22 protein-coding genes are annotated in these 23,824 nt (G+C 55.7%); 11 read left to right on the top strand and 11 right to left on the bottom strand.

Annotated elements, in window-relative coordinates; genetic code table 11:
• The first annotated feature begins 233 nt into the window (after positions 1-233).
• Both M8318_RS04175 and bglB read left to right on the top strand, forming a co-directional pair.
• A complete protein-coding gene (locus M8318_RS04175) occupies positions 234-1,289 on the top strand; it encodes a hypothetical protein (RefSeq protein WP_262661064.1) in 1,056 nt (351 codons plus the stop codon).
• The gene (bglB, locus tag M8318_RS04180; protein WP_262661065.1) at positions 1,286-2,365 is read left to right on the top strand and encodes a beta-galactosidase BglB; all 1,080 of its coding nucleotides are present in this window, start codon (positions 1,286-1,288) and stop codon (positions 2,363-2,365) included. The genes M8318_RS04175 and bglB overlap by 4 nt, the downstream gene beginning before the upstream one ends.
• Here the strand turns inward: bglB and M8318_RS04185 are convergent.
• Both M8318_RS04185 and M8318_RS04190 read right to left on the bottom strand, forming a co-directional pair.
• Positions 2,351-3,631, bottom strand: a complete 1,281-nt coding sequence (locus tag M8318_RS04185; RefSeq protein WP_262661066.1) for a DUF445 domain-containing protein — start codon at positions 3,629-3,631, stop codon at positions 2,351-2,353. The two genes, bglB and M8318_RS04185, sit on opposite strands and share 15 nt — an antisense overlap.
• Positions 3,632-3,700: 69 nt before the next feature.
• On the bottom strand, positions 3,701-4,465 hold the full coding sequence (locus M8318_RS04190) for a metallophosphoesterase (protein ID WP_262661067.1): 765 nt from the start codon (positions 4,463-4,465) through the stop codon (positions 3,701-3,703).
• Between the two features lie 117 nt (positions 4,466-4,582).
• Here M8318_RS04190 and M8318_RS04195 point away from each other — a divergent pair, with 117 nt between their 5' ends.
• Both M8318_RS04195 and M8318_RS04200 read left to right on the top strand, forming a co-directional pair.
• A complete protein-coding gene (locus M8318_RS04195) occupies positions 4,583-5,581 on the top strand; it encodes a type IV toxin-antitoxin system AbiEi family antitoxin (RefSeq protein ID WP_262661068.1) in 999 nt (332 codons plus the stop codon).
• Entirely contained in the window at positions 5,544-6,359 is an 816-nt protein-coding gene (locus tag M8318_RS04200) for a nucleotidyl transferase AbiEii/AbiGii toxin family protein (protein WP_262661069.1), read from the top strand. The genes M8318_RS04195 and M8318_RS04200 overlap by 38 nt, the downstream gene beginning before the upstream one ends.
• Here the strand turns inward: M8318_RS04200 and M8318_RS04205 are convergent.
• Positions 6,356-6,991: a LysE family translocator gene (locus M8318_RS04205; protein ID WP_262661070.1), complete on the bottom strand. Its 636-nt coding sequence runs from the start codon at positions 6,989-6,991 to the stop codon at positions 6,356-6,358. The genes M8318_RS04200 and M8318_RS04205 overlap by 4 nt on opposite strands.
• 47 nt (positions 6,992-7,038) lie before the next feature.
• Positions 7,039-7,782, bottom strand: coding sequence for an AraC family transcriptional regulator (locus tag M8318_RS04210; protein WP_262661071.1), 744 nt, complete (start codon positions 7,780-7,782; stop codon positions 7,039-7,041).
• Positions 7,783-7,955: 173 nt separating this feature from the next.
• On the opposite strand from M8318_RS04210, the gene M8318_RS04215 reads away from it, so the two are divergent.
• The 7 genes from M8318_RS04215 (at position 7,956) to M8318_RS04245 (ending at position 14,775) form a co-directional block, all read left to right on the top strand.
• Positions 7,956-8,348 carry a polymorphic toxin type 44 domain-containing protein gene (locus M8318_RS04215; protein WP_262661072.1) on the top strand — a complete coding sequence of 131 codons (393 nt, stop codon included), beginning with the start codon at positions 7,956-7,958 and terminating at the stop codon, positions 8,346-8,348.
• On the top strand, positions 8,326-8,748 hold the full coding sequence (locus M8318_RS04220; RefSeq protein ID WP_262661073.1) for a hypothetical protein: 423 nt from the start codon (positions 8,326-8,328) through the stop codon (positions 8,746-8,748). Before M8318_RS04215 ends, M8318_RS04220 begins: the two co-directional genes overlap by 23 nt.
• A gap of 5 nt (positions 8,749-8,753) precedes the next feature.
• Complete coding sequence (locus M8318_RS04225; RefSeq protein ID WP_262661145.1) at positions 8,754-8,936, top strand: hypothetical protein; 183 nt, start codon at positions 8,754-8,756, stop codon at positions 8,934-8,936.
• Between the two features lie 171 nt (positions 8,937-9,107).
• Positions 9,108-9,800 carry a hypothetical protein gene (locus M8318_RS04230; protein ID WP_262661074.1) on the top strand — a complete coding sequence of 231 codons (693 nt, stop codon included), beginning with the start codon at positions 9,108-9,110 and terminating at the stop codon, positions 9,798-9,800.
• 250 nt (positions 9,801-10,050) lie between these two features.
• A complete protein-coding gene (locus M8318_RS04235; protein ID WP_262661075.1) occupies positions 10,051-10,530 on the top strand; it encodes an Hcp family type VI secretion system effector in 480 nt (159 codons plus the stop codon).
• A gap of 120 nt (positions 10,531-10,650) precedes the next feature.
• Complete coding sequence (locus M8318_RS04240; protein WP_262661076.1) at positions 10,651-12,021, top strand: NAD-dependent succinate-semialdehyde dehydrogenase; 1,371 nt, start codon at positions 10,651-10,653, stop codon at positions 12,019-12,021.
• Positions 12,022-12,237: 216 nt separating this feature from the next.
• The gene (locus tag M8318_RS04245; RefSeq protein WP_262661077.1) at positions 12,238-14,775 is read left to right on the top strand and encodes a penicillin acylase family protein; all 2,538 of its coding nucleotides are present in this window, start codon (positions 12,238-12,240) and stop codon (positions 14,773-14,775) included.
• A 94-nt stretch (positions 14,776-14,869) separates the two neighbouring features.
• On the opposite strand, the gene M8318_RS04250 is transcribed toward M8318_RS04245, so the two are convergent.
• From M8318_RS04250 to M8318_RS04280, 7 genes are all read right to left on the bottom strand, one after another.
• Positions 14,870-15,415, bottom strand: coding sequence for a YfaZ family protein (locus M8318_RS04250; RefSeq protein WP_262661078.1), 546 nt, complete (start codon positions 15,413-15,415; stop codon positions 14,870-14,872).
• 332 nt (positions 15,416-15,747) lie between these two features.
• Positions 15,748-16,701, bottom strand: a complete 954-nt coding sequence (yjiA, locus tag M8318_RS04255) for a GTPase (protein WP_166181500.1) — start codon at positions 16,699-16,701, stop codon at positions 15,748-15,750.
• Positions 16,702-16,711: 10 nt separating this feature from the next.
• Entirely contained in the window at positions 16,712-16,915 is a 204-nt protein-coding gene (locus M8318_RS04260) for a YbdD/YjiX family protein (RefSeq protein ID WP_032616354.1), read from the bottom strand.
• Between the two features lie 66 nt (positions 16,916-16,981).
• Positions 16,982-19,132 (bottom strand): carbon starvation CstA family protein, encoded by a 2,151-nt coding sequence (locus M8318_RS04265; protein ID WP_262661079.1) that lies wholly within the window; start codon positions 19,130-19,132, stop codon positions 16,982-16,984.
• A gap of 220 nt (positions 19,133-19,352) precedes the next feature.
• Positions 19,353-20,240 (bottom strand): helix-turn-helix transcriptional regulator, encoded by an 888-nt coding sequence (locus M8318_RS04270; RefSeq protein WP_262661080.1) that lies wholly within the window; start codon positions 20,238-20,240, stop codon positions 19,353-19,355.
• A gap of 203 nt (positions 20,241-20,443) precedes the next feature.
• Complete coding sequence (locus M8318_RS04275; RefSeq protein WP_262661081.1) at positions 20,444-21,688, bottom strand: capsule biosynthesis protein; 1,245 nt, start codon at positions 21,686-21,688, stop codon at positions 20,444-20,446.
• A gap of 85 nt (positions 21,689-21,773) precedes the next feature.
• Positions 21,774-23,777, bottom strand: coding sequence for a capsular polysaccharide biosynthesis protein (locus tag M8318_RS04280; protein ID WP_262661082.1), 2,004 nt, complete (start codon positions 23,775-23,777; stop codon positions 21,774-21,776).
• Between the last annotated feature and the right edge of the window lie 47 nt (positions 23,778-23,824).

Consider the following 23,824-nt stretch of genomic DNA (forward strand, 5'->3'; position numbering starts at 1 on the left):
TGCACATCACGCCGGTGGGACTGGCTTAAAAAACCGGCGTGATTTTCCTCATCTTTTTTTCTCTCCATCCGCGGCGGGATGCGATCCGCATCACGCTCCGTCTCCCCGTCCCGGCCAGTTTGTGAGTTGCCGGGCAGTTCCCGCTAATCCTCGCATCCCGCTGCTCGCGGCAGATATCGAATCTGCTGATGATAACGGCGCAATGTATTCGTTTTGCGAGAGATGAGGAAGATATGTCCCAGGGTGACTGGCAGTTAGCACAGGGCGATGCGCTCACGCGTTTTCTGGTTTCAGCGGCAAAAGCAGAGCGCTTTGCCGAGTTTTATACCGGTGAAACGGACGATCCTGCCCGGGAGGTGGGGCCGGATGCGGTGTCGTTTTGCCGTCATCTGTTTCTGCAGACGCACGCCCGGCGGCATGTCGATCCCGCCCAGGCGCTGCCGTGCCGGGAAGCCGTTGCGGGCGTGGATAACACCCTCTCTTTTTCAGGGTTCCGCCCCCAGGCATACCATCTGCAGCGCTGGCTGAGGGTGGATCTGTTCGCGCCTCACCGCGGCACTTTTGCCTTTCGCGTAGCGGCCTGCGGCGGGGTACGGATCTGGAAGGGCGGCGAGCTGCTGGCGTGCTTCACCCCTTTTACCCGCAACAGATTGCAGTATACCGACGTCTCGCTGAGGCTAAACGCAGGCCGAAACAGCCTGCTGATCCATCTCGATGAGCTCTTCGAGCGCGAGACGAACTTCGCCCTGGAGATGATTTATCTCGACGAACCCACGCTCGGCGCGTCGCTGCCTGAGGCGTGTCCGCCGATCGCGCCGCCAGCGGTTTGCGAGCCAGCCCAGGACGACAGCGCCCGCCGTCTGCTGACCCTGATGGCCCGGCGCGAGTATGGCCCGGAACTCGACGCCCTGCTGCTGCGCACCCTGAAGCGCGTCAGCGCCCGGGAAGAGGGCTCGGTGTTTGCCCTGCTGGCGCTGCTCTCCCTCTGGCATCGCCACCAGGGGGAGTATTTCCCCGAGGTGCTGTGGCGACGGGTGAAATCCACGGCGCTGGGCTATCGCTACTGGCACGACGAGCGGGGCTGCGATGTGATGGCGTTCTGGGGCGAGGAAAATACGCTCGCCTTTCAGACCGCGCAGTATCTGGCGGGGCAGCTGTTCCCGGAGGGGCTGTTTATCGCCTCGGGCCGCCGGGGGCAGCAACAGCAGCGCCTGGCGCTGACGCGCGCGGCCGATGCCCGGGCGCTACGGGCGCAGGCAGAGGCATACCTTACAGGGGAAAAAGCATGAACAAACAACAGCAGATGACGACTCTGGATCGCGTGGTGCGCGGGTTTTGTCGCCTGAAAAATCTCGATGAGGTGGGCGTCGGGAATGGGTTCGCCATCAACTTCGAAGAGTGGGAGTGGGAGATTGGCGTCGGGCTGTATGGCTTCTGGCGCTTTGCGGAGCATCAGCAGGACGCAGCGCTGCAACAGTCGATCCTCGCCTGGTATGAGGGGCAAATTGCCAGAGGGCTGCCGGAGATGCAGATCAACACCACCGCGCCGATGATCGCCCTGGCGCTGGTGGCCGGGCATCATCAGCGCCAGGATCTGCTGGAGACGGTTAACGACTGGGCCGACGCCCTGCTGCGCGATCTGCCCAAAACGGAAGAGGGCGGGTTCCAGCACGTGGTGAAAGAGCAGCCCAACACCGGCCAGCTGTGGGATGACACCCTGTTTATGACCTGTCTGTTCCTCGGCGTGGCGGGCATTGTGTTGAAGCGTCGGGATCTGATCGACGAGGCCAGCTACCAGTTTCTGCTCCACACCCGCTACCTCAGCGATCCGGTCAGCGGCCTGTGGTATCACGGCTGGACCTTTGTCGATAAGCACCATTTTGCCGGGGCGTTCTGGGCGCGGGGCAACGCGTGGATCACCGTCGCCATTCCGGAATTTATCGCGCTGATGGGTGAACATCTGGACGCCAGCGTGCGCCGCTATTTGTCGCAGGTGGTGTCGCGTCAGGTACGCAGTCTGTGCGAGCTGCAGGCGGAGAACGGCATGTGGTACACGGTGCTCGACGATCCGCTCTCGCCTCAGGAGTCCTCCGCCACGGCGGGCATCGCCTGGGGCATGCTGCGCGGGATACGGATGGGGATCCTGGATGCGTCTGTCAGCGCGCATGCGCTGCGCGCCTTTGAGGCGGTGATGGCGCGTATCGACGACGAGGGCATCGTGCGGGAAGCCTCGCGCGGCACCATGCTGGGCTGGGATATTCAGTACTACTGCGATATCGCCATGGCCCCGGTGCCCTATGCCCAGGCGTTAACCATCCTGTTGCTGCTGGAGTATGAGCAGGGCGGCTGGCTATCGGCTGATTAGAGGCAGGACCTCGGGCAGCTGCGAAAGCAGGAACAGAATCAGCCCGATGGTGCCGCCCACCAGGGTGCCGTTGACGCGGATAAACTGTAAGTCCTTGCCGATGTTGAGCTCAATCTGCCGGGACATATCTTTGGCATCCCAGCCTTTGACCGTGTCGCTGATATGGCGGGTCAGGAACGCGGCAAACTCCGGTGCCACACGATGGGCAGCCTGCTCGAGGTGTTCGTTCAGCGAAGCGCGCAGGTTGGTATCCGCCACCAGGGTTTCACCAAACCACAGCCCGGCGTTGGCGAGGCGCTGCTTGACGCGGGAGTCGTCGCTCTGCATGTCGGCCTTCAGCCACTGGCGCAGATCGGCCCACATCTCACCCAGATAGCGGTTAAAGGCCTCGTCGTTCTTCAGATACTCTTTGATGTTCTCCGCTTTGGCGGCGGTTTCCGGATCGTTTTTCAGATTCTCCACCAGCTTCAGCACCGCACGATCGAAGGCCTGCCGGATCTGGTGGGTGCGGTCGTGGCTGACGTCATCCAGGATGGCATTCACCGCATTCGACACCAGCTCGGCGCTCTGATCCCCCAGCCACTCGGTGGGCAAGATCATCGCCTTGCGCGGGTGTTCGGTCTTCAGCCAGTGGACGATTTGCGCGGCGATAAAGTCGCGGGTGGTGTCGCGCTGCAGGAGCGTAATCAGACGATTGATCACTGCGTCCAGCAGCACCTGATGGCGGTTATTTTTGGTCATGCTCTCCAGCATCGCCGCGCTGGTTTCGCTGAAATCGACCTTATCCAGCGCCTTGTGTACCGCCCGCTTGAGCATGCGCTGAATGCGCCCGTCGTCGGTCAGCTCAAGGAAACCGCTCATCACCTGCATGATGTGCTGCCCGACGCGCTGGGCGTTATCCGGCTGGCTGAACCAGTTGCCGATAAGCAGGGCCGGTTCATGTTTGCGAATCAGCGCCACCAGCGATTGGGTATCCAGAAATTTCTCCTGCACGAACTGGCCAAGATTGTCGCCAATACGGTCTTTATTGCGCGGGATAATCGCCGTATGGCGCGAGATAAACGGGATCGGCACCCGGCGGAACAGGGCCACTACGGCAAACCAGTCAGCGAGGGCACCGACCATCGCCGCTTCGGCAATAGCCTTCACTCCGCGCACCCAGAAGGTCTGCGGCAGGAAGAGGGTGGCGATAAAGGTCGCAGCGGCAATCAACAGCAGCGACAGCGCCATCAGCTTGGCGCGTTTGAGTTCAGCGAGTTTTTCCATAGGGTTAAGGATAGAGGGAAGCGACGAGAAGATGCAAAATAGTTCTGTTTGTTCACACTTTGACTTTGTTCATGTTTCGTGAACATTATGTATTCGTGAACAGTCAAGGGAGGTTATTGTCAGCCCGGCACTGCATAAACAGAGCGTCTCGCTCGCGGTATCGAATAACCCGAGCCCGGACTGAGGGTGGCGAGGTGGCAGGCCAAAATCCAGGTTCAGCGTGTTTTCACGTAAACAACGTGACGGCTCCACCGGCGTATGGCCGCAAATCACTAAATCGATACCGGCGACAGGTGTTGAGACTGTGAGTCTGCGGCGACGGCGGCCAACGAGACAGCTGTGATGCGCGGCGGGATGTTGTTGCCAGAGCGCCTGTAAGAATTCGTCGAAATGATGCATGTTCTCCGGGATTTCGGCGTGAAGCACCGCAAGACGTCGCTCGCCAGCAGAAACTAAAATCACCATGGGCAGATTTTCTATTTTCTCGCACAGCGCAGCCCGTTCATCTTCGGCCAGGGCAAAAAACCAGCCGCCTCCGTCCGCAATGATCTGTTCTTTTTTCGACATTTTGGCTGAATGGCTGGCACGGTGCCAGTTGATAAGATTCTGTTCATGATTGCCGCGCACGGAAAAAAACCATGGCTGATTAAGCAGATGGAGGCACTCCAGCGGTGAATCGCCGCGATCAAAAAGATCGCCAGTGACGATGAGGCGATCGCGCTGGGGCTCGAAATGAACGTGGCTGAGTAAGGCTTCCAGCATCGTCCAGCGGCCGTGTAAATCCCCGAGGATAAAATCCCGTCCGGCCGTGTCTGGCAAAAGTGAAACAATCATAAGGTTTCCATTCCGTTGAACCTGTGGATACTAAAACATCAGTTGCAGGTAGCGAAGGTTTGTTCATAAAATAGCAGTGTTCATGATGCGTGAACAATAAAAAGGCGTGAACAAGCGATGACGGAAAACGATATTATAGAGAGTGTTTTTGACCAGCTCCCCACGGAGCTGAGATTTCTTGATTTTGTCCCGTCGCAATCCGGGAAAGACTACGGCGACGACGGCATTCTGAAGATGAGCATCCCCGGCAGTGAAGCGGTCGCTTTTAAGGTGGAGATAAAAACGCAACCACGACAATCCTGGCTTGAGCAATGGCACATGCGGCATCAAAACGATCCTTTGCCGCCCCTGGTTGCATGCCTCTACCTCTCCCCCACACTTCAACAGTACTGCGTCGAACATGACATCAACTTTATTGATGGGGCCGGAAACGCCCGAATTGTGGCCCCCGGCATCTATATCCATATCAGCGGCAAGAAGGGGGAACGGACCGCGCCTTCAGGCACCGTCTCTGTCGGCATCATGAAACTACTGTTTGTTTTGCTCGCAGATGACAAGGCCATTAACTATACCTATCGGGAGATAGCGCAACTGGCGGGAATTTCGTTGGGCATGGTCAGCAAAGGCTTTGATTATCTGGAGAGTAAAAACCTCTACCGCATGAGTCAGGGCGGGCGGCGTTTAACCCGTGTTAACGATCTCTACTGGTTGTGGGTACAGGAATATCCTTTAGTGTTGCGGCCCAAACTGAAGACGCTGAAGATGCAGGGTGAAGTGCAATGGAGTGACAACCTGTTATTAGCGGGTGAATGCTGGTCGGGGGAGGTTGCAGGTCACATTCTCAGCGGGGGGTATTTGCATCCGGAAAACGTGAAATTATTTACCCCTTACAGCTTTAATGAGCGGCGGAAAAAACTTGATATGCGTCCCACACCCTCCGGAAATTGGGAGTTGATTGAGTGCTTCTGGGGAGAGACATTTCCTGTACGCGAAAATGAACGCGCTTGGGCGTTGTTAACCATCGCTGAGCTACTGGCGACCAATGACGATCGCAACATTGAGACAGCGAGAAAAATTAATGAAAAATACCTTCACATTGCAAAGCCCACTGTCTGAGAACATTAGCGCCACGCTGGCGCGTATCTCGACGGTTTGCCGCGAGGCACAATGCGACTTTTTTGTTGCCGGTGCGATGGCTCGTGAAGTGGTATTAACGCATCTTTATGGCCGAAATAGCGGACGGCATACGCGTGATATTGATATTGCTGTCCTTATTCATCGCTGGGACGATTTTCATGCGCTAAAAGCGGCTATGCAGGTGCAGGGGGCGATTGAGATACCGGGTAAAGTGCAGCGCCTGTTATGGGAAGGGGTCGAGGTCGATATTTTACCCTTCGGCGAGATTGCGCGGGGCAATGAGATCCTCTGGCCGCCGGAGCTGGACGTGGCGATGTCTGTCGAAGGGTTTGAAGAGGCGTATGCTAATACCCTGACGATTGAGATTCCCGGTTGCGGCGACGTGCGTTTCTGTTCCTTACCTGGCCTGCTGCTGCTAAAACTCTTCGCCTGGCGTGAGCGAGGGGATGAATTTACCAAAGACGCCATTGATATCCATAAGATCCTGCATGAGTATCATCACGTTGAAGAGTCTCGTCTTTACGATAACGGCGAATGGGGCGATAGCGTGGACTGGGATCCTGAACGCATGGGTGCGCTGCTGGCGGGCAGCGATGTGGCCGCACTGATGACCGACGAAAACCGAGTCAGCCTTCAGCAGTTTGATATGCAAAAACTGGTGGATGCTATGGTACGGCAAAACCTGGATGCGAGTGCAGCGCACGTTGAAAACCTGGTCAGTGATTTCTGGCGCACGCTGCTGGAATCACCCGCTTAAAAACGCATGACTATTATCCAGGTGCCAAACCCTATCAGCACCGCCCCTGCCACGCGCTCAATCTTCCAGAGGTTGTTGCTCAGCCGCCGTTGTACGCTGGGCAGGGCGATAAACGACACCACCGCCAGATCCCACATCAGCACCACCGTGACCATCCAGATCCCGCTGACCGACTGCTGCAACAGGGTGACGTTCGGGCCCAGTAGCGCGGTCATCAGCGCCAGATAAAAGAGCGCGTTTTTTGGATTCAGCACCGCCGACCCCAGCCCCAGCAGGAACTGTCGGTGCCAGGAGGGGCGCTCCGGCTCGGCGCTATCCAGTGCCAGCGTGCGGGCGCGGCTTTGCACCAGATGCCAGCCGATCCACAGCAGATACAGCGCGCCCAGCAGTTCAATAATACTGAAAAGCAGCGTGAACTGGCGCAGCGCGCTTGCACCAATTATCACCAGCAGAATATAGAGCCCGTTACCTGCGGCGATCCCCACGCACAGCCCGGCGCTGCCGCGCAGGCGGTGGCGGGCGGCGAAGCCCATCAGCAAAAAGAAATCCGGGCCGGGGCTGAGCAGGGCGACAAAATGCGCCAGCGCGAGGGCCAAAAAAGCGGGCGGGAAGAGAGTGGTTAGCAGTTCCATAGTGACCTCATCAGCAAAACTGAGGTCAGGCTACGCCGACGCGGGCACTAATTATTGTCGGATATTGATCGCCCGGTGGCGTACTGGCGTGGGGTGGCGGCCGTGTAGCTGACAAAGGTTTTATGGAAGTGGCTCTGATCGGCAAAGCCGCTCTGGTAGCTGACGTCGGCAATGTCATCCCCGGCACGCAGGCGCGCTTTGGCGAACTCTATCCGTGAGATGGCCAGAAAAGAGCCCGGCGTCAGGCCGGTATCCTGCTTAAAGATTCTGATAAGCGTCTCTTTGCGCAGTGAGAAGCGTTGGGCTAATGCGTCCAGCGACGGCGGTGTTTGCAGGCTGTGGCGTAGCGTCTGCTGAAGCGCAAGGCTGGTGGGGCGAAGCGGGGAGGACGGCGTTGACCGGGCGGCAAGCAGGGAGAGAAGCCTGTCGATGGCCGGGGCTGAAAGCGTTTCAACGACGGTCAGATACTGGCGAAACAGCGCCTCATTGTGGATCACCTGCATGGCGGGCTGAAGGTCGGTCTCCAGATAAAGCATATGGTAACTGCGCGGCTGTCCGACGATCGGATTACAGCTGTGCGGCATCTGCGCGGGGATAACAATCAGATCGCCAGGGTAAAGGGTGAACGGCTCGCCGTTACAGGTGCAGCAGGTTTGCCCCTCCAGAATAGCACCAATGGACAGTTGCGCATGGCTGTGACGCTTATAGGCTTGCGTGCTTTGCCAGGTGCTGCGTAATTCCACGCCGGGCTGGCGAAGGAAGGTCTGATTAACGTGGCGCGTGTGGGTCATGGCGAGTACCTGAAAGGGTTTAGGTGCTTATAGCATGAGCGGAGAAAGGTGTCGCCTGGGATAATTTGGGAGAGGTCGTTATGTGATAAGAATAGTGGTATAAAGTTCAGGGTTAAATAAAATAGCGACGACGCATATGGACTTATAGGTGAAATTATCAAAGGAATGAATATATGGCCGTTATACCATTTTTACCCAAAGAGGGTTTGGATCTCATTCATAAGAATATGCGCGAGGCGCGTATAAATGGAATGTCGAGAAATATGGCTTTGCCGCAAACTTATTACTGGTTCTATCAAAAAGTCCGGAATCGTGGGCCCTGGGATTACAAACAGCAAGACAGAAAACTGGCAAATTTTGGCAATTTTAATTATGGTGCAACAGGATTTGCCGCGGGTATACCTGAGAAAACGCTTTATATGGGGGCAGGCTTCGCACAATCGCATGCGCAAACATCACGCCCGCAGTGGGGTGCATGGCATGGTAAATTTCCTTATGGTGACGACCCGCGCGATCAGTTTTGGATTAAACAGGGAATAAATTATGCACGTCAGCACGGCTATTAAATGGTTACATCGGCTGACCACCATCCTGTTACTTATTATCGTTGCAGGCTATTTTTCTTATGAATACTTCATGAAGAGCCGAAGCGACGATCGTTTAGTGATGCAAAAGGCGATTTCAGAAAACGTGACGCTTTACGTCACGCAGTATGGGGGGGGAGCAACTGTACCTGATATTTATCGCTATTACCTGGATGATAAAAATCAGACCATAGAGCAACTCAGGAAAAGGGAGCCTTTTCTCGTTTCAGATAATGGTAGCGCCATAATTAGCGGCTACGGTAATACCGTCAACGTTAAGTTATCAGGGCGTATTTATTCTTTCAGTAATCTCACGATGTTTTACGCTCAGGAAAATCTGGTTATCCCGGTGATTAATCTTAATGCTACAGGAGTACGTTAACTCATATGGACATAAAAAATCATGAAGTAGCGAGGCTCAAACGCGATGAAATGCCACTACATATTACGCTGCATACTAATGAATTATTGGCCTTGGCAGAAAATTCTGATAACAAAATCGATTATAGCGACATTGCAGAAACTACCGATGAACAGTGGAGTGATGCGGTTCGCGGAAAATTTTATTGATTTAAAATAACCCTTACCATCCTGTTGGTTGCGCACTCAATATACCCTTTTTATATAAAGCATAACAATAATAAATTTTATGAATGTATATTTTCGCCATGTAATAATTGTGTCCACATCGCCACTGGGATGATATAAAGCATAAGGAGTAATAAACAGGGGAGGGATATCATGGTCGATACCGCTATTTTCGTAGGAAATATAGCTACGGATGATGTGAAAAAAGTTGCTAACAGGATTTATGATATAATCGTATCACCGGGTGTTATTCCTGGATTAATAAATGGGGCACTTACCGTTCCGCTTGATTTAGGGTATCTTGCTAGAGGCTATTTCAATACGGATTCACGTTTTGCCCATCAAACTCAGCGAATCCGTATGGCAGAGGCAATTCATAACGATATTTTAAATTATGACCACATCACAAATGCGGTTGAAAAAATATTTGAAAAGTTCGATAAATACCTCACTATAAGTCAACAAGATAGTGTTTATCGCAGTGTTGTTTCATCCATTGCAGGTCGCTTAATTACCGCTAAAATTATTTCAACAATAGGGGCGGCTGTCCTTACACGTGTATCCTTCATTGGTGCAAAGACAGCTAATAACTGGATCGGCAGAGTCACGATGGTGTTGCTTGTTGGCGGGATGGCTGAACGTTCCATTAGCGTTTCTGAAGAGCTTGCTATTAAGGCCCCTGAAATATATGAGCTACTTCGTCCGCATGATTATGATCTGACATATTTTCTTTTTGAACCCGCTGTAAAACCCTTTGTGGAAGCGGTTCATATAGCAAACCAACTTGGGCAGCCTTATTTTAATAAAGTAATAGAAATCGTTGAGAGTAAATTAAATGCCAAATAAAAACTCTCTCTCGTTTATGTATAAGCATGTTTTAAATGCGTTAATATTAGTGACGGTTCACACCTGGAGTTTCTTCGAATCCGTACTGTTTGTAGGTGGCTTTATAGTTTGCCTTATGTTGCCTGTCGTGTGGCCAATGAAGTTCGTTTATATAGTTTTATGGTTGATAGTATTCTACATATGTTCAAAAATTGTTGGATTTTTAGAAAACTACCGTGATAGAAACAAAAACAGATAATAGGGAAATAATATGTCTAATCCAGCTTACTTATGGTTGACAGATGAAAATGGATCTCCTGTCGTGGGAGGATGGTGCGTGTTGGGTCGTGCGGGATCCATCGAGATACAATCATTGTCACATCATATGACTATCCCGACAGACTCTAATACGGGAAAATTAACTGGTACACGAATTCATACGCCAATTTTAATACAAAAAGAGTTTGACCGCGTAACGCCACTTTTATATCGCGCGATTAGTCGCGGCTACACTCTTAAATCCGCAGAAATTAAAATGTATCAAATAGTAGATTCGGGAAGAGAAGTTGAATATTTTAATATCTATATGGAGAATGTAAAAATCACAGGAATTACGCCTAGCCTTCATCCTGGCTCGGGAACAGGGACCCATTTAGAAAATATTGAGCTTCGCTACGAGTCTATTCAGTGGAAGTATGTCGACGGAAATATTGTCTTCAAAGACAGCTGGAACGAACGCTGCGTCGCATGACTGAAGCAATAATGTCCCGCGCCACCCGCCGGGTGGCGCGCCATGTATACCTAACTTTACCTGCAAACCCAGCTATTTTGACTACCCTTAATACCCAACGCGGTAAAAAAGGAGGCAACAATGGCCTATCAGACAGTGAATCCTGCCAACAACAAACTCATCAAAGAATATCCTTCTCATACCGATGCTGATGTCGAAGCGGCACTGAGCACCGCTGATGCGCTCTACCACTCCGAATGGTCGAAGGGCAGCATCGATAAACGCCTGGCGGTGCTGCATAAGCTGGCGGATCTGATTGATTCCCGTACCGAAGAGCTGGCGAAAATCGCCAGTGTGGAAATGGGTAAACTCATCGCTCAGAGCCGTGGCGAAGTGAAACTCTGCGCGCAGATCGCCCGCTACTACGCGGATAACGCGAAGCAATTTCTCGCCCCGGTGAAATACCCGTCTGAGATGGGCGAGGCGTGGGTCGAGCATCACCCGATTGGCGTGGTGATGGCCGTCGAGCCGTGGAACTTCCCTTATTACCAGTTGATGCGCGTCCTGGCCCCGAACCTGGCTGCGGGTAACCCGGTGATCGCCAAACATGCGAGCATCGTTCCGCACTGTGCCGAGACTTTCGCCCATCTGGTGCGCGAAGCCGGTGCGCCGGACGGGGCATGGACTAACCTGTTTATCTCTTCAGATCAGGTGGCAACTATCATCGCCGACGATCGCGTGCAGGGTGCGGCCCTGACCGGGTCCGAGAAGGCCGGTAGCATAGTGGCAGCGCAGGCGGCGAAGCACATTAAGAAATCAACCCTCGAACTGGGCGGCAACGACGTGTTCGTGGCGCTGGACGATGCGGATCTGGAGAAGGCGGTGAAGATCGGCGTCAACGCGCGCCTCGCCAATGCCGGACAGGTTTGTACCGCCGCCAAGCGCTTTATCCTGCATGAGAAAGTGGCCGAGCAGTTCCTCGAGAAATACACCGAGGCATTCCGCAACATCAAGATCGGCGATCCGCTGGACGAGAGCACCCGGCTGGGGCCGCTGTCCTCAAAAGATGCGCTGGAGACCCTGACGAAACAGGTGGACGAGGCGGTGAAGAATGGCGCGACGCTGCATTACGGCGGCAAACCGGTCCAGCGCGAAGGCAGCTTCTTTGAGCCGACTATCCTGACCAATATCACCCGGGATAACCCCGCCTATTTCGAAGAGTTCTTCGGCCCGGTAGCGCAGATCTACGTGGTGAAAAACGATGACGAGGCGGTGAAGCTCGCCAATGATTCACACTACGGCCTGGGCGGCGCGGTGTTCAGTAAAGATATCGATCGCGCCAAAAAGATGGCCTCGAAAATCGAGACCGGGATGGTGTGGATCAACTGGCTCACCGATACCGCTGCAGAGCTGCCGTTTGGCGGCGTGAAGCGCTCCGGTTACGGGCGTGAGCTGTCGGATCTGGGGATTAAAGAGTTTGTGAACCAGAAGCTGGTGGTTATTCGCCGATAGCTATTTTCCCTTCATCCTGACCCTCTCCCCATTGGGGAGAGGGAACAATCAGTAGTCGCTTGTAAATGATTCAAATAAATGTGATTCAGTATTATATTTGTGTCATAAATTAGCTAGCGCCCTCACAGTTCGTAGAGAAACTATCCCGCTGTTCTGGCTATACATTGACCTGTTGCTAGTATGAATTCGCTAATCATACACCTGCAAGAGGATACAATGATAAACAGAAATCGTATGATCGTGAACTGTATTATGGCTTCCCTGGCCTGTTCATGGACCCTGACAACGCAGGCGGAAAGCGCCTCTACCGCAGTAAAAATCGTACGTGATGAGTACGGTATGCCCCATATCTACGCCGATGATACTTACCGTCTGTTTTATGGCTACGGCTATGTCGTGGCGCAGGATCGCCTGTTCCAGATGGAGATGGCGCGGCGCAGCACCCAGGGTCAGGTGGCGGAAGTGCTCGGTAGTACCTTTGTTAAATTCGATAAGGATATCCGCCAGAACTACTGGCCGGATTCGATCCGGGCGCAAATCGATGCGCTCAGCGCAGATGATAAAGCCATTCTGCAGGGCTATGCCGACGGGATGAACGCCTGGATCGATCGGGTAAACAGCGACCCTGACAAACTCCTGCCGAAGCAGTTCACGACCTTTGGCTTCACGCCGAAACACTGGGAAGCCTTTGATGTAGCGATGGTGTTTGTCGGCACCATGGCAAACCGTTTTTCAGACGCCACCAGTGAAATCGATAACCTTGCCCTGCTGACCGCGCTAAAAGATAAGTACGGCGACAAAGGGATGGCAGTCTTTAACCAGCTGAAATGGCTGGTAAACCCGGCGGCGCCGACCACTATCGCCCCGCAGGAGAGTCAGTACCCGGTTAAATTTGACCTCACCACCACGCAAACCACCGCCCTGCTGCCGCGTTACGATATGTCGCCGCCAATGTTGGATCGGCCTGCAAAGGGCGATGATGGCGGGTTAATGGCGCTGACCTCGGCGCAGAACCGCGAGACCATCATGGCGCAGTTTGTCCACGGCGGGGCTAATGGCCTGGCGGGCTATCCCACTACCAGCAATATGTGGGTACTGGGCAAAGGAAAAACGCAGGACGCCAAAGCGATCATGGTCAATGGCCCGCAGTTCGGCTGGTATGCGCCAGCCTATACCTACGGCATTGGGCTGCATGGCGCGGGTTATGATGTCACCGGCAATACGCCGTTCGCCTATCCGGGGCTGGTATTCGGCCATAATGGCACCATTTCCTGGGGTTCAACTGCCGGATTCGGCGATGATGTCGACATTTTTGCGGAACAGCTCTCCGCTGATAAACCTGGGCACTACCTGCATAACGGCGAGTGGATCAAGATGCTCAGCCGCGAAGAGAAAATTGCCGTCAAAGACGGGCAGCCTGAGACCTTCACCGTTTATCGCACCCTGCATGGCAACGTGATCAAAACCGACCCGGCCACGCAAACGGCCTACGCCAAAGCGCGCGCCTGGGATGGCAAAGAGGTGGCATCCCTGCTGGCATGGACCCATCAGATGAAGGCCAAAAACTGGCAGGCGTGGACGCAGCAGGCGGCAAAGCAGGCGCTGACCATCAACTGGTATTACGCCGATATCGACGGCAACATCGGCTATGTGCATGGCGGGGCTTATCCGCAGCGTCAGCCGGGACACGATCCGCGTCTGCCGGTGCCGGGTACCGGGAAGTGGGACTGGCAGGGTCTGCTGCCGTTTGATCTCAATCCTAAGGTCTACAACCCGAAATCGGGCTATATCGCCAACTGGAACAACTCACCCCAGCAGGGCTATCCGGCCTCGGATCTGTTTGCCTTTTTATGGGGCGGGGCAGATCGCGTTACCGAGATTAGTCAGCTTATCGATAAACAACCGACCTTCACCTATGAGCAGGCCTGGGATCTGATTCGGCAGACCAGCCGTCAGGACCTGACCCGTCGCCTGTTTTTACCTGCTCTGCAAAACGCGACAGCGCAGCTGCCTGCCAGCGACCCACGCCAGCAGCTGGTGAAATCGCTCAGCGACTGGGATGGCGTGAATCATCTCAATGATGATGGCAAAACCCTGCAACAGCCGGGCTCGGCAATTTTAAACGTCTGGCTGACCAGCATGCTGAAACAGACCGTGGCAGCAGCAGTACCGCAGCCGTTCGATAAATGGTATAGCGCCAGCGGCTACGAAACCACGCAGGACGGGCCGACCGGATCGTTGAATATCAGCGTGGGGGCGAAACTGCTGTATGAAGCCTTACAGGGGGAGAAGTCCGCGATCCCGCAGGCCGTTGATCTGTTTGGCGGCAAGCCGCAGCAGGAGGTGATCCTTGCCGCGCTGCAGGAGACCTGGCAGACGCTGTCGCAGCAGTACGGCAACGATATGGCGCAGTGGAAAACCCCGGCGATGGCGTTGACCTTCCGCGCGAATAACTTCTTTGGCGTGCCGCAGGCGGCGCCGGAAGAGGCCGTGCATCAGGCGGAATACCAGAACCGTGGCACGGAAAACGACATGATTGTGTTCTCGCCGACATCGCAGGAAGCACCGGTGCTGGCGTGGGACGTGATGGCACCCGGACAGAGCGGTTTTATCGCCCCGGACGGTACGCCGGATAAGCATTATCGCGATCAGCAGAAACTGTATGAAACCTTCGGGCGTAAAGCGCTGTGGTTAACCCCGCAGGAAGTGGCGGCGCACCAGGAGTCGCAGGAGATATTGCAGGTGCAGCGGTAAGAGTGGGGGCCGTTTTGCCCGGCGGCGCTGCGCTTGCACGGGCCTACGGTGTTCCAGGCCGGGTAAGCGCAGCGTCACCCGGCAGTTTTTTAGGTTAGAAGCTTACGCCGCCGCCAACATAGGCGCCGTCAATCAGGGTGTGGTTTGGACGACCGTCTTTGCCGTCAACGCTCACGTGGCGGTAACCCACTTTCAGCGTAACAGGTTTAACTGGCGTCCAGCTTACGCCGCCGTTCGCTTCAACGTAGTTTTTAACGCTGTTGTTCAGGCCGTCTGGTGCCACGTAGCCTTCACCGAACACGTTGATGCTGTCCGTCAGCGCCACGTTCACGCCGCCACCGACCGGGAATGCCACGCCGTTATCGCCTTTTTTCGGGCCGATGTAGATCGCTTTGGCACCGGCATTCAGCATCACTGGGCCGACTTCGAAGTTGTAGCCTGCGCCAACGCCACCGGTCTGGGTGCCGTCATCGGTATTTTTCAGCCAGTTGCTTTCGGCATACAGGCCGGAAGAGGATTTACCCATTTCCAGATTCAGGTTGGTGAAGTTTTTACCCTGTTCAATGCTGCCGCCCATGGCCAGAGCAGAACCTGATACAGCAGTCAGCGCAGAAAGGAGAAGGATATTAAGCTTTTTCATGTTTTATGCCTCGTCATCAAATTAATCTGAGGGCACCTTAACAAGCGACGTTTACGACTGCAAATGTGATCGGGGTCGGGTTTTTATGCTGATTGTGTGAATTTATTTCAGTGCTATTGTTGCGGAATGGTGACTTTGTTGCGGGGTCAATCTTTGATTTAAGCGTGTTTAAGATCGATTTAGTTTGTTCCCTAAACAGACGCTGAATAGCGCACAGATAAGCGGGCGCGGCGAAACAATGAAGATGAGTTTACTTACGCAAGCCGTTTTGAGTTTTACAGTTTCTAACCTTTATTTACACTCCCTTTCGGTGAAAAAAGGGAGTGCAGCTGTTATTTCTTCAATTCAGCAAATCCCGCGCGGATCTCCTCTTCGGGCAGTTCAATCCCGATAAACACCATCACGCTGTGCGGCGTTTCCTCGCCCCATGGGCGGTCCCAGTCGGCGCTGTAGAGCCGCTGTACGCCCTGGAACAGCAGGCGGTTCGGTTCGCCGTCGATCCACAGCATCCCTTTGTAGCGCAGCAGTTTGTCGGCAAACGACAGGAGTAGGTTCTCCATCACCCGGGAGACGTCGCTGATATCTACCGGATAATCCAGCTCGACCACGATAGAGGAGACATCGTTCTGCTTGTCGGCCATAAAGTGGAAGCGCGGTTTAGCGGTGACGTTCTCTTCCAGCATAAAGCCGTTGGTGTTGAACAGCTGGGCGAGATCGATATCGCCAAAGGTCACGGTGTAAATTGGCGCACGGGCGTTGATACGCGTCAGGCGCTCGCGCAGTTTTTCGCTCTCACCCGCCACGTCGGTTTTGGTCAGCAGGATGCGGTCGGCGTAGCCCACCTGCGACTGGGCGATGGTGAACTGGTTCATCTGGTCGTCGGCGTGCACCGCGTCGACCAGGGCGATCACGCCGTCCAGCAGATAGCGCTGGCAGAGGATCTCGTGGGAGAAGAAGGTCTGGATGATCGGGCCGGGGTCGGCCATGCCGGTGCACTCAATCACCAGGCGGTCGAAGTCGATCTCACCCCGATCGCGGCTGTCGAGCAGGTCGAGCAGGGCATCTTCGAGTTCATTTGAGCGGGTGCAGCAGATGCATCCGTTGGTCAGGGTTTTGATCTGAGTGGCGCGATCGCCAATCAGCTGGTCATCAACGGAGACTTCCCCGAACTCGTTTTCGATAACCGCGATTTTAAAGCCGTGTTGTTCGTTGAGGATGTGGCGCAGCAGGGTGGTTTTGCCCGCGCCGAGAAAACCGGTGAGTAGGGTAACGGCAATCGGTGTCATGGTCTCTCCTTTAGCAGCAGCGTACGCCGCCTTCTCCTCCTCCGCCGTAGCGCGCTTCCTGACGCTCGCGGAAGAATTCGTTGTAGGTCATGTACGGCTTATCCGGATGGTTGGTCTTCATATGTTCAACGTAGTTGTCATAGTCCGGGATGCCAATCAGCATTTTCGCCGCCTGACCGAGGTATTTTTTAGCTTCGCCTAAGTTACCAAACATTGTCTCATCCAGATAGAAAAAGCCCGGTGGCGCTACGCTTACCGGGCCTACAGGTACAGGGCTTAATTAATGGTGTGAAGAGGTCTTCACACCGCCTTCCGGCACCGGCACATACGGGGTCTCTTTGTCCGTACGGTCGTCGGCGTTACGCACCTTCATCCAGGTTTTGATGCCATAGAAGATGATGCTGTACACCACCACCAGGAACAGAATGCTCAGACCCGCGTTGGTGTAGTTGTTCACCACGATATGGTTCATGTTGGCAATCTGCTGCGCCGTCAGCTCGTCGCCTGCCGCAATCTTCTCTTTGTACTGGTTAGCCATAAAGAAGAAGCCTTCCAGCTGTGGATTGGTGCTGAACAGTTTCAGACCCAGCGCCCAGGTGGTGCAGAGCAGCAGCCACAGAGCCGGGACCACGGTCACCCAGATGTATTTGGTACGCTTCATCTTCACCAGCACCACGGTACCGAGCACCAGGGCTACAGCTGCCAGCATCTGGTTAGAGATCCCGAACAGCGGCCACAGGCTCTTCACGCCGCCCAGTGGGTCGACCACGCCCTGATACAGCAGGTAGCCCCACAGCCCTACGCAGCCCGCGGTACCCAGAATCCCTGCAACCAGAGAGTCGGTTTTCTTCAGGAACGGTACGAAGTTACCCAGCAGATCCTGCAGCATAAAGCGGCCTGCACGGGTACCGGCGTCCAGCGCGGTAAGGATGAACAGCGCTTCGAACAGAATACCGAAGTGGTACCAGAAGCCCATGTCCGCCCATGGCAGCACTTTGTGGAATACGTGGGCGATACCCACCGCCAGGGTTGGTGCGCCACCGGCACGGTTCAGCACCGACGGTTCACCGATGTCTTTCGCGGTCTGCATGATCTGCTCAGGAGAGATCACGAAGCCCCAGGAGCTGACGGTTGCCGCCGCGTGAGCGCTGGCGTCTTTCAGCTGCGCCATGATCAGCGCCGTGTTTTCACCGCCCATCTCATGCAGGTTCGGCATGGTAATGCCCAGACCGGCTGGCGGGGTGTTCATCGCGAAGTAGAGACCCGGCTCGATGATGGACGCGGCCACCAGGGCCATGATCGCCACGAAGGACTCCATCAGCATCGCGCCATAACCGATCAGGCGAGCGTCGTTCTCGTTCGCCAGCAGCTTCGGCGTGGTGCCGGAGGCAATCAGGGCATGGAAGCCAGAGACCGCGCCACAGGCGATGGTAATAAACAGGAACGGGAACAGGGCGCCTTTCCACAGTGGGCCGGTACCGTCAATGTACTGGGTCACCGCAGGCATTTTCAGCTCAGGGTTGATGATCACGATGCCGATCGCCAGCCCGACGATTACGCCGATTTTCAGGAAGGTCGCCAGGTAGTCACGCGGGGCCAGAATCAGCCATACCGGCAGCAGGGCAGAGACAAAGGCATAGCCAACCAGCACGAAGGTGATGGTGGTGTCTTTGAAGGTCAGCGCCGGGCCCCAGTACGGGTCGTGCGCAATCACGCCGCCGAAGTAAATGGAGGCCACCAGCAGCACAATCCCGATCACCGACACCTCACCCACGCGACCTGGACGCAGGAATCGCATGTAGATCCCCATGAACAGTGCAATCGGTACGGTGGAGCAGACGGTGAACACGCCCCACGGGCTTTCGGCCAGGGCTTTCACCACGATCAGGGCCAGCACCGCGAGGATGATGATCATAATCAGGAAGCAGCCGAACAGGGCGATGGTGCCTGGCACGCGGCCCATCTCTTCTTTGATCATCTCACCGAGAGACGCGCCGTTACGGCGGGAAGAGATAAACAGCACCATAAAGTCCTGCACCGCACCCGCCAGCACCACGCCGGCGAGCAGCCACAGGGTACCCGGCAGGTAGCCCATCTGTGCGGCCAGCACCGGGCCGACCAGCGGGCCCGCGCCTGCAATAGCGGCAAAGTGGTGACCAAACAGCACGTAGCGGTTGGTTGGCACGTAGTTCAGGCCGTCATTGTTGATGACCGCCGGAGTGGCACGCGTCGGGTCGAGCTTCATGACCTTCTGCGCGATATAGAGACTGTAGTAGCGGTACGCCACCAGATAGACCGATACCGAGGCTGCCACGATCCACAGGGCGCTGATGTGCTCGCCGCGGCGCAGGGCTACGACGGCAAGGCAACAGGCACCGAGGATCCCGAGCAGCAGCCAGGGTATGTGCTTAAGTAGTTTTTTAGTGTCCATAATAAAACCTGGTTTTTTAGATGAAAAAAAGGGTCAGGGTTCGCTGTGAGAGATGTTGAGTAATGCTGAGGCGATCTTGCCAGAGCCTTACGTGCGTAAAGGAAGGTAAATCGGTGAGTGGTTGTATGGCGGGATGAGCGGTCAAAGGCGAGGGCGAGTGGTTCAGGCTCGCCGTCGCAGGGGGAAATAGTGTGAAGGGGATCACGCCGTCAGGCGCGGTTCACTCCGCGCTGGCCAGATAGTTTTCTAAGGTGCCGACAAATTTCTGCTTAAGCCAGGCCGGTTCCAGCACCTGAATGTTGGGCAGCCAGTAGAAGAGCAGCGGCAGGATCTGGTTCTCATGTGCGGCATGGCAGCGCAGGGTGATCCCCTGGCGCTCTTGCGCCAGAATTTGCTGGCCAGGGAGCAGATCGCGGCGCGTAAAATAGTGCGCAATGCTGGTGGGAATAAATACGTCTACCTCAAACGTCTCTTCGCTGACCCAGGGATCGAGGTTTTTTTCCAGCAGGTCCAGGGTGTCATTATCCGGCGTGAAGGTTTCGCTACGAATATCCAGCCACTGGATCAGGCTCAAAGAAAACGATTTCAAACGTTTTTCTTCGGTGGCTTGTAAATACCATATGTTCTTTTTGTTAATTACTTTATAAGGATTAATCTTTCGGGACTTTCCTTTATACAGGATCTGGCAAACCTGCTGACCCTTAATCGCCTTTTCAAAGGCTGCTAACAGGCCGTGAATATCTTTGGGTCCCGTGCGCTCGGCATCGTTGCCGAGGATCATAATATGGTTTTCCTCGACCCGTGACTCCAGCTTGTCCCAGAACTCTCGGCCCGTTGCCGGGAAAAAATCATCCACATTCAGAAAGTTAGCAATGACATGATGCAGCCCCGGACCTGACTGACCCGGGCGGGTATGAATAAGCCGGTACTGCCCGTCTCCGCAGCGTTCCACAATGGGCGAAAGTGCATTCAGATCGCGATAGACCGTGCGCTCAGTAATATTAAATTTATGCATCAATGCCTGGCGGGTAACCACGCCGTGTAAATGAAGCTCCAGCAGAATATCAACCAACCTTTCAGCCGAGCGACTCCTGGTCGGAATTGTCATATTAGCTTCCCGTTATTTAAACCATTGCTGTGAATTATGCCGGTGCGGCTGACAAAATATGTCAGTACAGAATTGGGCATAAAAATTTGTCTTAGGTTATAACGGCCAGTTTCGGGATAAACATTAGGGATTTTTGCAACGAAGGGATAAAAGCGGGGGATAGATCGGATCCGCCGGGGCAAATTCCCCGGCGTGGGGAGGAATTATCGTTCGAGTTCGGAATCGGCAAGCGGTGTCGTCAGAGGGACTTCTGTCGGAATGTTGAGCCAGTCGGACTTGCCGTAAAAGACGGCGTTGATCTGCGTGTGATAGAGCAGATGAGTACGAAAACGCTGGAACAACTTTTTATCCGGGGCGAAATTCGCCTGCCAGAACTGGTTCAGCGGCCCCTGCCAGGTTAACCCTTCGATGTCGTACAGCGCTTTGCCCATCACCTTGAGCGGTTTGTTATGGATCAACGCCGACAGGCCTGCGGTGCTGTTGACGGTGATCACCCCCCGGGTGTGGGTCAGCAGAGCGGGCAGGGAGAGATCGTGGACGTAGATCACCCGGCCCGTAATGCCGTACTTCTCGGTCAGCTTGTTGATCAGGGTGCCGTAATAGCGGTGACCACGATCCATCGGGTGGTGCTTGAACACCAGATGGCGCTCTTTCGACGCATGGCGGGCAAAGGAGCGGATCACGGTTTCGATATAGTCACGCACGTCTTTATACGGGCTATGGTGAATAATCTGGCTGTCGTTATAGACCTGCAAAATCGCCAGGTAGTATTCGTTATCCAGCGTGCCGGTGATATGGCTCAACATGTTGCGCTGCTGCCAGCGGTACCACAGCTTACGGCGACCGGCGCGGAACCAGCACTGCATCTCGTACCACGGGGAGAACGACTTGTGGTGACGGTAGCCCCGGTAGCGATGGCGGCCAAACCAGCCCGCCGCATAGTAGAGCATGGCATGGGCGGCACGGTTAAAGGAGCTCGGCTTCCACGGCGTCGGGTTTTTTACCTCCGGCAGCGGCTGCTCGCGATAGTACTTCGCATCGATGGGCATCGACGAGAAGGCGTTCACGCCCCCTTTTTCCAGGGTGATGTAGAACGGGCGGAAATAGCCCTCTTCAAACGCCAGGAAATCGATGGATTTGCTGCGGGCCCACTTCTTCGCTTCGATGTGCATCGGCCGGCAGTCACCAAAACAGACGATGGTGTCGAAGGGGTAGGTTTTGTGTAACTCGCGCAGCCAGAAGGCAAAATTCTTCACTGAGCCGGTGTAGTGCAGCGCGGTCTCTTTCGCGGCATACCATGAGTCCCCGGCATTAAAGCAGACCTGCTTCACTTCACGGTGGCTGCTCTGCAACCAGCTTGCCAGACGTGAAAAGCAGGGGCCCATCGGTCCTTGTAGTAACAGATATCGACGGCCATTCAGCAGATGGCGGATAGCTTGCTCTTCCATTATTTTTCCCAGATCGGTCCGTTGATGAACAGTGTGTAACGGCTTGATGACCGCTTTTCTTTAATAAATCAGGATAAATAGTTCGCTAGCGAAGTGTCTGCGCGAGATAGCTCAGCTTGAGCTGCCAGCGTTGCCAGCGGCTGGCCTTCTGCGATGTGGAGTTTCCCTGCACCGCCAGCTGACGGATCAGCTGCTCCGGACTCATCCACAGGCCGCTCTGCCAGTCGATATAACGCGGGTAGGCCACCAGCGTCAGGTAGACCAGCGCGGCCAGCGGCAGGGTACGCTGACGGCGCTCAGCAGGGTGGATATCTTCGGTCAGCCCCCAGCCGCTGTAGAACGGCTGGCCCCAGGTGGTAACCTTCACCCCCTGCACCAGCGCTTCGAACCCGCTGAGGGAGGTCATGGTGTGCAGCTCGTCGACATGGGGATAGAGGCTGGTCAGGCCGAGATCCAGCACCTGGCTGTCCACGCAGCTCGCCAGGCATTCGGCCGAGATGGCACCGGCCCGGTTGCCCGCCACCACGTCCGGGTGCGGTTTAAACAGGATATGCGCCTCGGGCCGGGCAGCGCGCACCGCCCACAGCAGCTGCTCGTTGCTGCGGATCACCGGGCTGCCGGTGAGGATCGAGGCATCGCCATCGACCTGGCCCACCACCAGCACCAGCGAACGTCCATCGCCGGGCGGCGTAAAGGGCTGGACGGTGCCAACGTTATATTTACTGACCCCATGCTGGCGGAGCAGATCCACCAGCGCCGCACCGCGCGCCAGCGCCTGCTCGCTGAGCGGCTGCTCATTAAGCAACTGCTCCAGCCCGCTCGGACGGCGGCTGTCAAAGTAGATCCCCACCGGGTCGATGGAGAGCGAAGAGGGGCGGCACAGGTTCGAGCCCAGCCCCCGGGAGCGGATAAAGCCATCTTCCACCCGGATCGGGTTTGCCAGCTCAGGATAACGGCTGCCCCAGACCAGCACCTGCTCGTCGGCGGCCAGCTGTGCAGGGGGAGTGCGCACGAAGCGTAGCTCCGTGGCCAGCGGCTGACAGAAGGCGTGCATAAAGGCACGCTTCCACAGCGAGAAGCCCACCATATAGAGACGGCGATAGCGCGGAGCCGGGTTCAGCTGACCCGCTATGACCTCCAGCACCTGCTCCACTTCGCAACGCTGGCCCAGGACCGGATCCAGATAGCGGGGATAGAGGATTAACGCCGCCGCCACCAGCTGCGGCAGGCTAATTTGGGCCTGACGACGTTCACACTGTTTGCTGTCGTGGGTCAGCCCCCAGCCGGCGTAGAACGGCATGCCGAAGCAGTACACCGCTTTGCCCAGCAGCAGGGCTTCAAACCCCATCTGCGAGGAGACGGTGTAGACCGCCTCCACCTCATTCAGCAGGGCATGGGGATGGCAGTGCTCAGTGACCCGCTCCACGTCGTCCAGCTGCATCTGCGCCAGCACGCCGCGCTTCTTGCCCAGCCGGGTATCCGGATGGGTGCGCAGCAGCAGGCGGGCGTCAGGGTGATTACGCCGCGCCGCCGCGACCATCTCAATAAAATCGGCCTCGCTGGCGAGCGCACCGGGGATGGAGAGATCCCCTGCCACCTGGTCGATCAGCAGCACCTTAGGGCGGGTGTCGTTGTGCAGACGGGCAGCCAGCGCGTCGGGCAGGCCGCTGTCGGCGGCATAACAGTTGTACTTGGTGATGCCCAGGCGCAGCAGTTCAGAGATGAGCGCGTCGGCGCGTGCCAGCATTCGGGTATCACACGGCGTGGCGATCAGCTGCTCAAGGCGGCTCGGCTGGCGAGCGTCGTAGTAAATGCCCACAGGATCGGCGATCAGGGAGACGGCTTTGCCCCCTTTGGCGGGGTGGCCAATATACCCGATAAAGCCATCTTCCAGCTGCCAGTATGGCAGGCCGAGATCATGGGCTTTCTGTTTGATCTGTCGGGTATTGGCTTTCTGGCCCCAGCCGACCAGCACGTCGTCCTGCGCCAGCCGCATGCCCGTTTTAAAGGCGTGTAGCGGGCGGCCAAGCATCGGCTCGAGCTGTGCTTTTCGGGCCAGGATCCCGGCTGAACCTGTGTAAAATTTCATGTGCGCTCTGTGCATCAGAAAACGCCCCGCGTCACTGCGGGGCGTGA

Source organism: Leclercia tamurae, assembly GCF_025566055.1.
GTDB lineage: Bacteria > Pseudomonadota > Gammaproteobacteria > Enterobacterales > Enterobacteriaceae > Enterobacter > Enterobacter tamurae.

Coding starts and splice junctions, on each gene's coding strand:
- M8318_RS04260 (WP_032616354.1), bottom strand. CDS start 16,915: ATGTTTGGTAACTTAGGCGAAGCTAAAAAATACCTCGGTCAGGCGGCG.
- M8318_RS04205 (WP_262661070.1), bottom strand. CDS start 6,991: ATGGAACTGCTAACCACTCTCTTCCCGCCCGCTTTTTTGGCCCTCGCG.
- M8318_RS04220 (WP_262661073.1), top strand. CDS start 8,326: ATGCACGTCAGCACGGCTATTAAATGGTTACATCGGCTGACCACCATC.
- M8318_RS04200 (WP_262661069.1), top strand. CDS start 5,544: ATGAAAAATACCTTCACATTGCAAAGCCCACTGTCTGAGAACATTAGC.
- M8318_RS04230 (WP_262661074.1), top strand. CDS start 9,108: ATGGTCGATACCGCTATTTTCGTAGGAAATATAGCTACGGATGATGTG.
- M8318_RS04215 (WP_262661072.1), top strand. CDS start 7,956: ATGGCCGTTATACCATTTTTACCCAAAGAGGGTTTGGATCTCATTCAT.
- M8318_RS04245 (WP_262661077.1), top strand. CDS start 12,238: ATGATAAACAGAAATCGTATGATCGTGAACTGTATTATGGCTTCCCTG.
- M8318_RS04235 (WP_262661075.1), top strand. CDS start 10,051: ATGTCTAATCCAGCTTACTTATGGTTGACAGATGAAAATGGATCTCCT.
- M8318_RS04175 (WP_262661064.1), top strand. CDS start 234: ATGTCCCAGGGTGACTGGCAGTTAGCACAGGGCGATGCGCTCACGCGT.
- M8318_RS04190 (WP_262661067.1), bottom strand. CDS start 4,465: ATGATTGTTTCACTTTTGCCAGACACGGCCGGACGGGATTTTATCCTC.
- M8318_RS04195 (WP_262661068.1), top strand. CDS start 4,583: ATGACGGAAAACGATATTATAGAGAGTGTTTTTGACCAGCTCCCCACG.
- M8318_RS04270 (WP_262661080.1), bottom strand. CDS start 20,240: ATGACAATTCCGACCAGGAGTCGCTCGGCTGAAAGGTTGGTTGATATT.
- M8318_RS04275 (WP_262661081.1), bottom strand. CDS start 21,688: ATGGAAGAGCAAGCTATCCGCCATCTGCTGAATGGCCGTCGATATCTG.
- M8318_RS04225 (WP_262661145.1), top strand. CDS start 8,754: ATGGACATAAAAAATCATGAAGTAGCGAGGCTCAAACGCGATGAAATG.
- M8318_RS04185 (WP_262661066.1), bottom strand. CDS start 3,631: ATGGAAAAACTCGCTGAACTCAAACGCGCCAAGCTGATGGCGCTGTCG.
- M8318_RS04210 (WP_262661071.1), bottom strand. CDS start 7,782: ATGACCCACACGCGCCACGTTAATCAGACCTTCCTTCGCCAGCCCGGC.
- M8318_RS04265 (WP_262661079.1), bottom strand. CDS start 19,132: ATGGACACTAAAAAACTACTTAAGCACATACCCTGGCTGCTGCTCGGG.
- bglB (WP_262661065.1), top strand. CDS start 1,286: ATGAACAAACAACAGCAGATGACGACTCTGGATCGCGTGGTGCGCGGG.
- yjiA (WP_166181500.1), bottom strand. CDS start 16,701: ATGACACCGATTGCCGTTACCCTACTCACCGGTTTTCTCGGCGCGGGC.
- M8318_RS04280 (WP_262661082.1), bottom strand. CDS start 23,777: ATGAAATTTTACACAGGTTCAGCCGGGATCCTGGCCCGAAAAGCACAG.
- M8318_RS04250 (WP_262661078.1), bottom strand. CDS start 15,415: ATGAAAAAGCTTAATATCCTTCTCCTTTCTGCGCTGACTGCTGTATCA.
- M8318_RS04240 (WP_262661076.1), top strand. CDS start 10,651: ATGGCCTATCAGACAGTGAATCCTGCCAACAACAAACTCATCAAAGAA.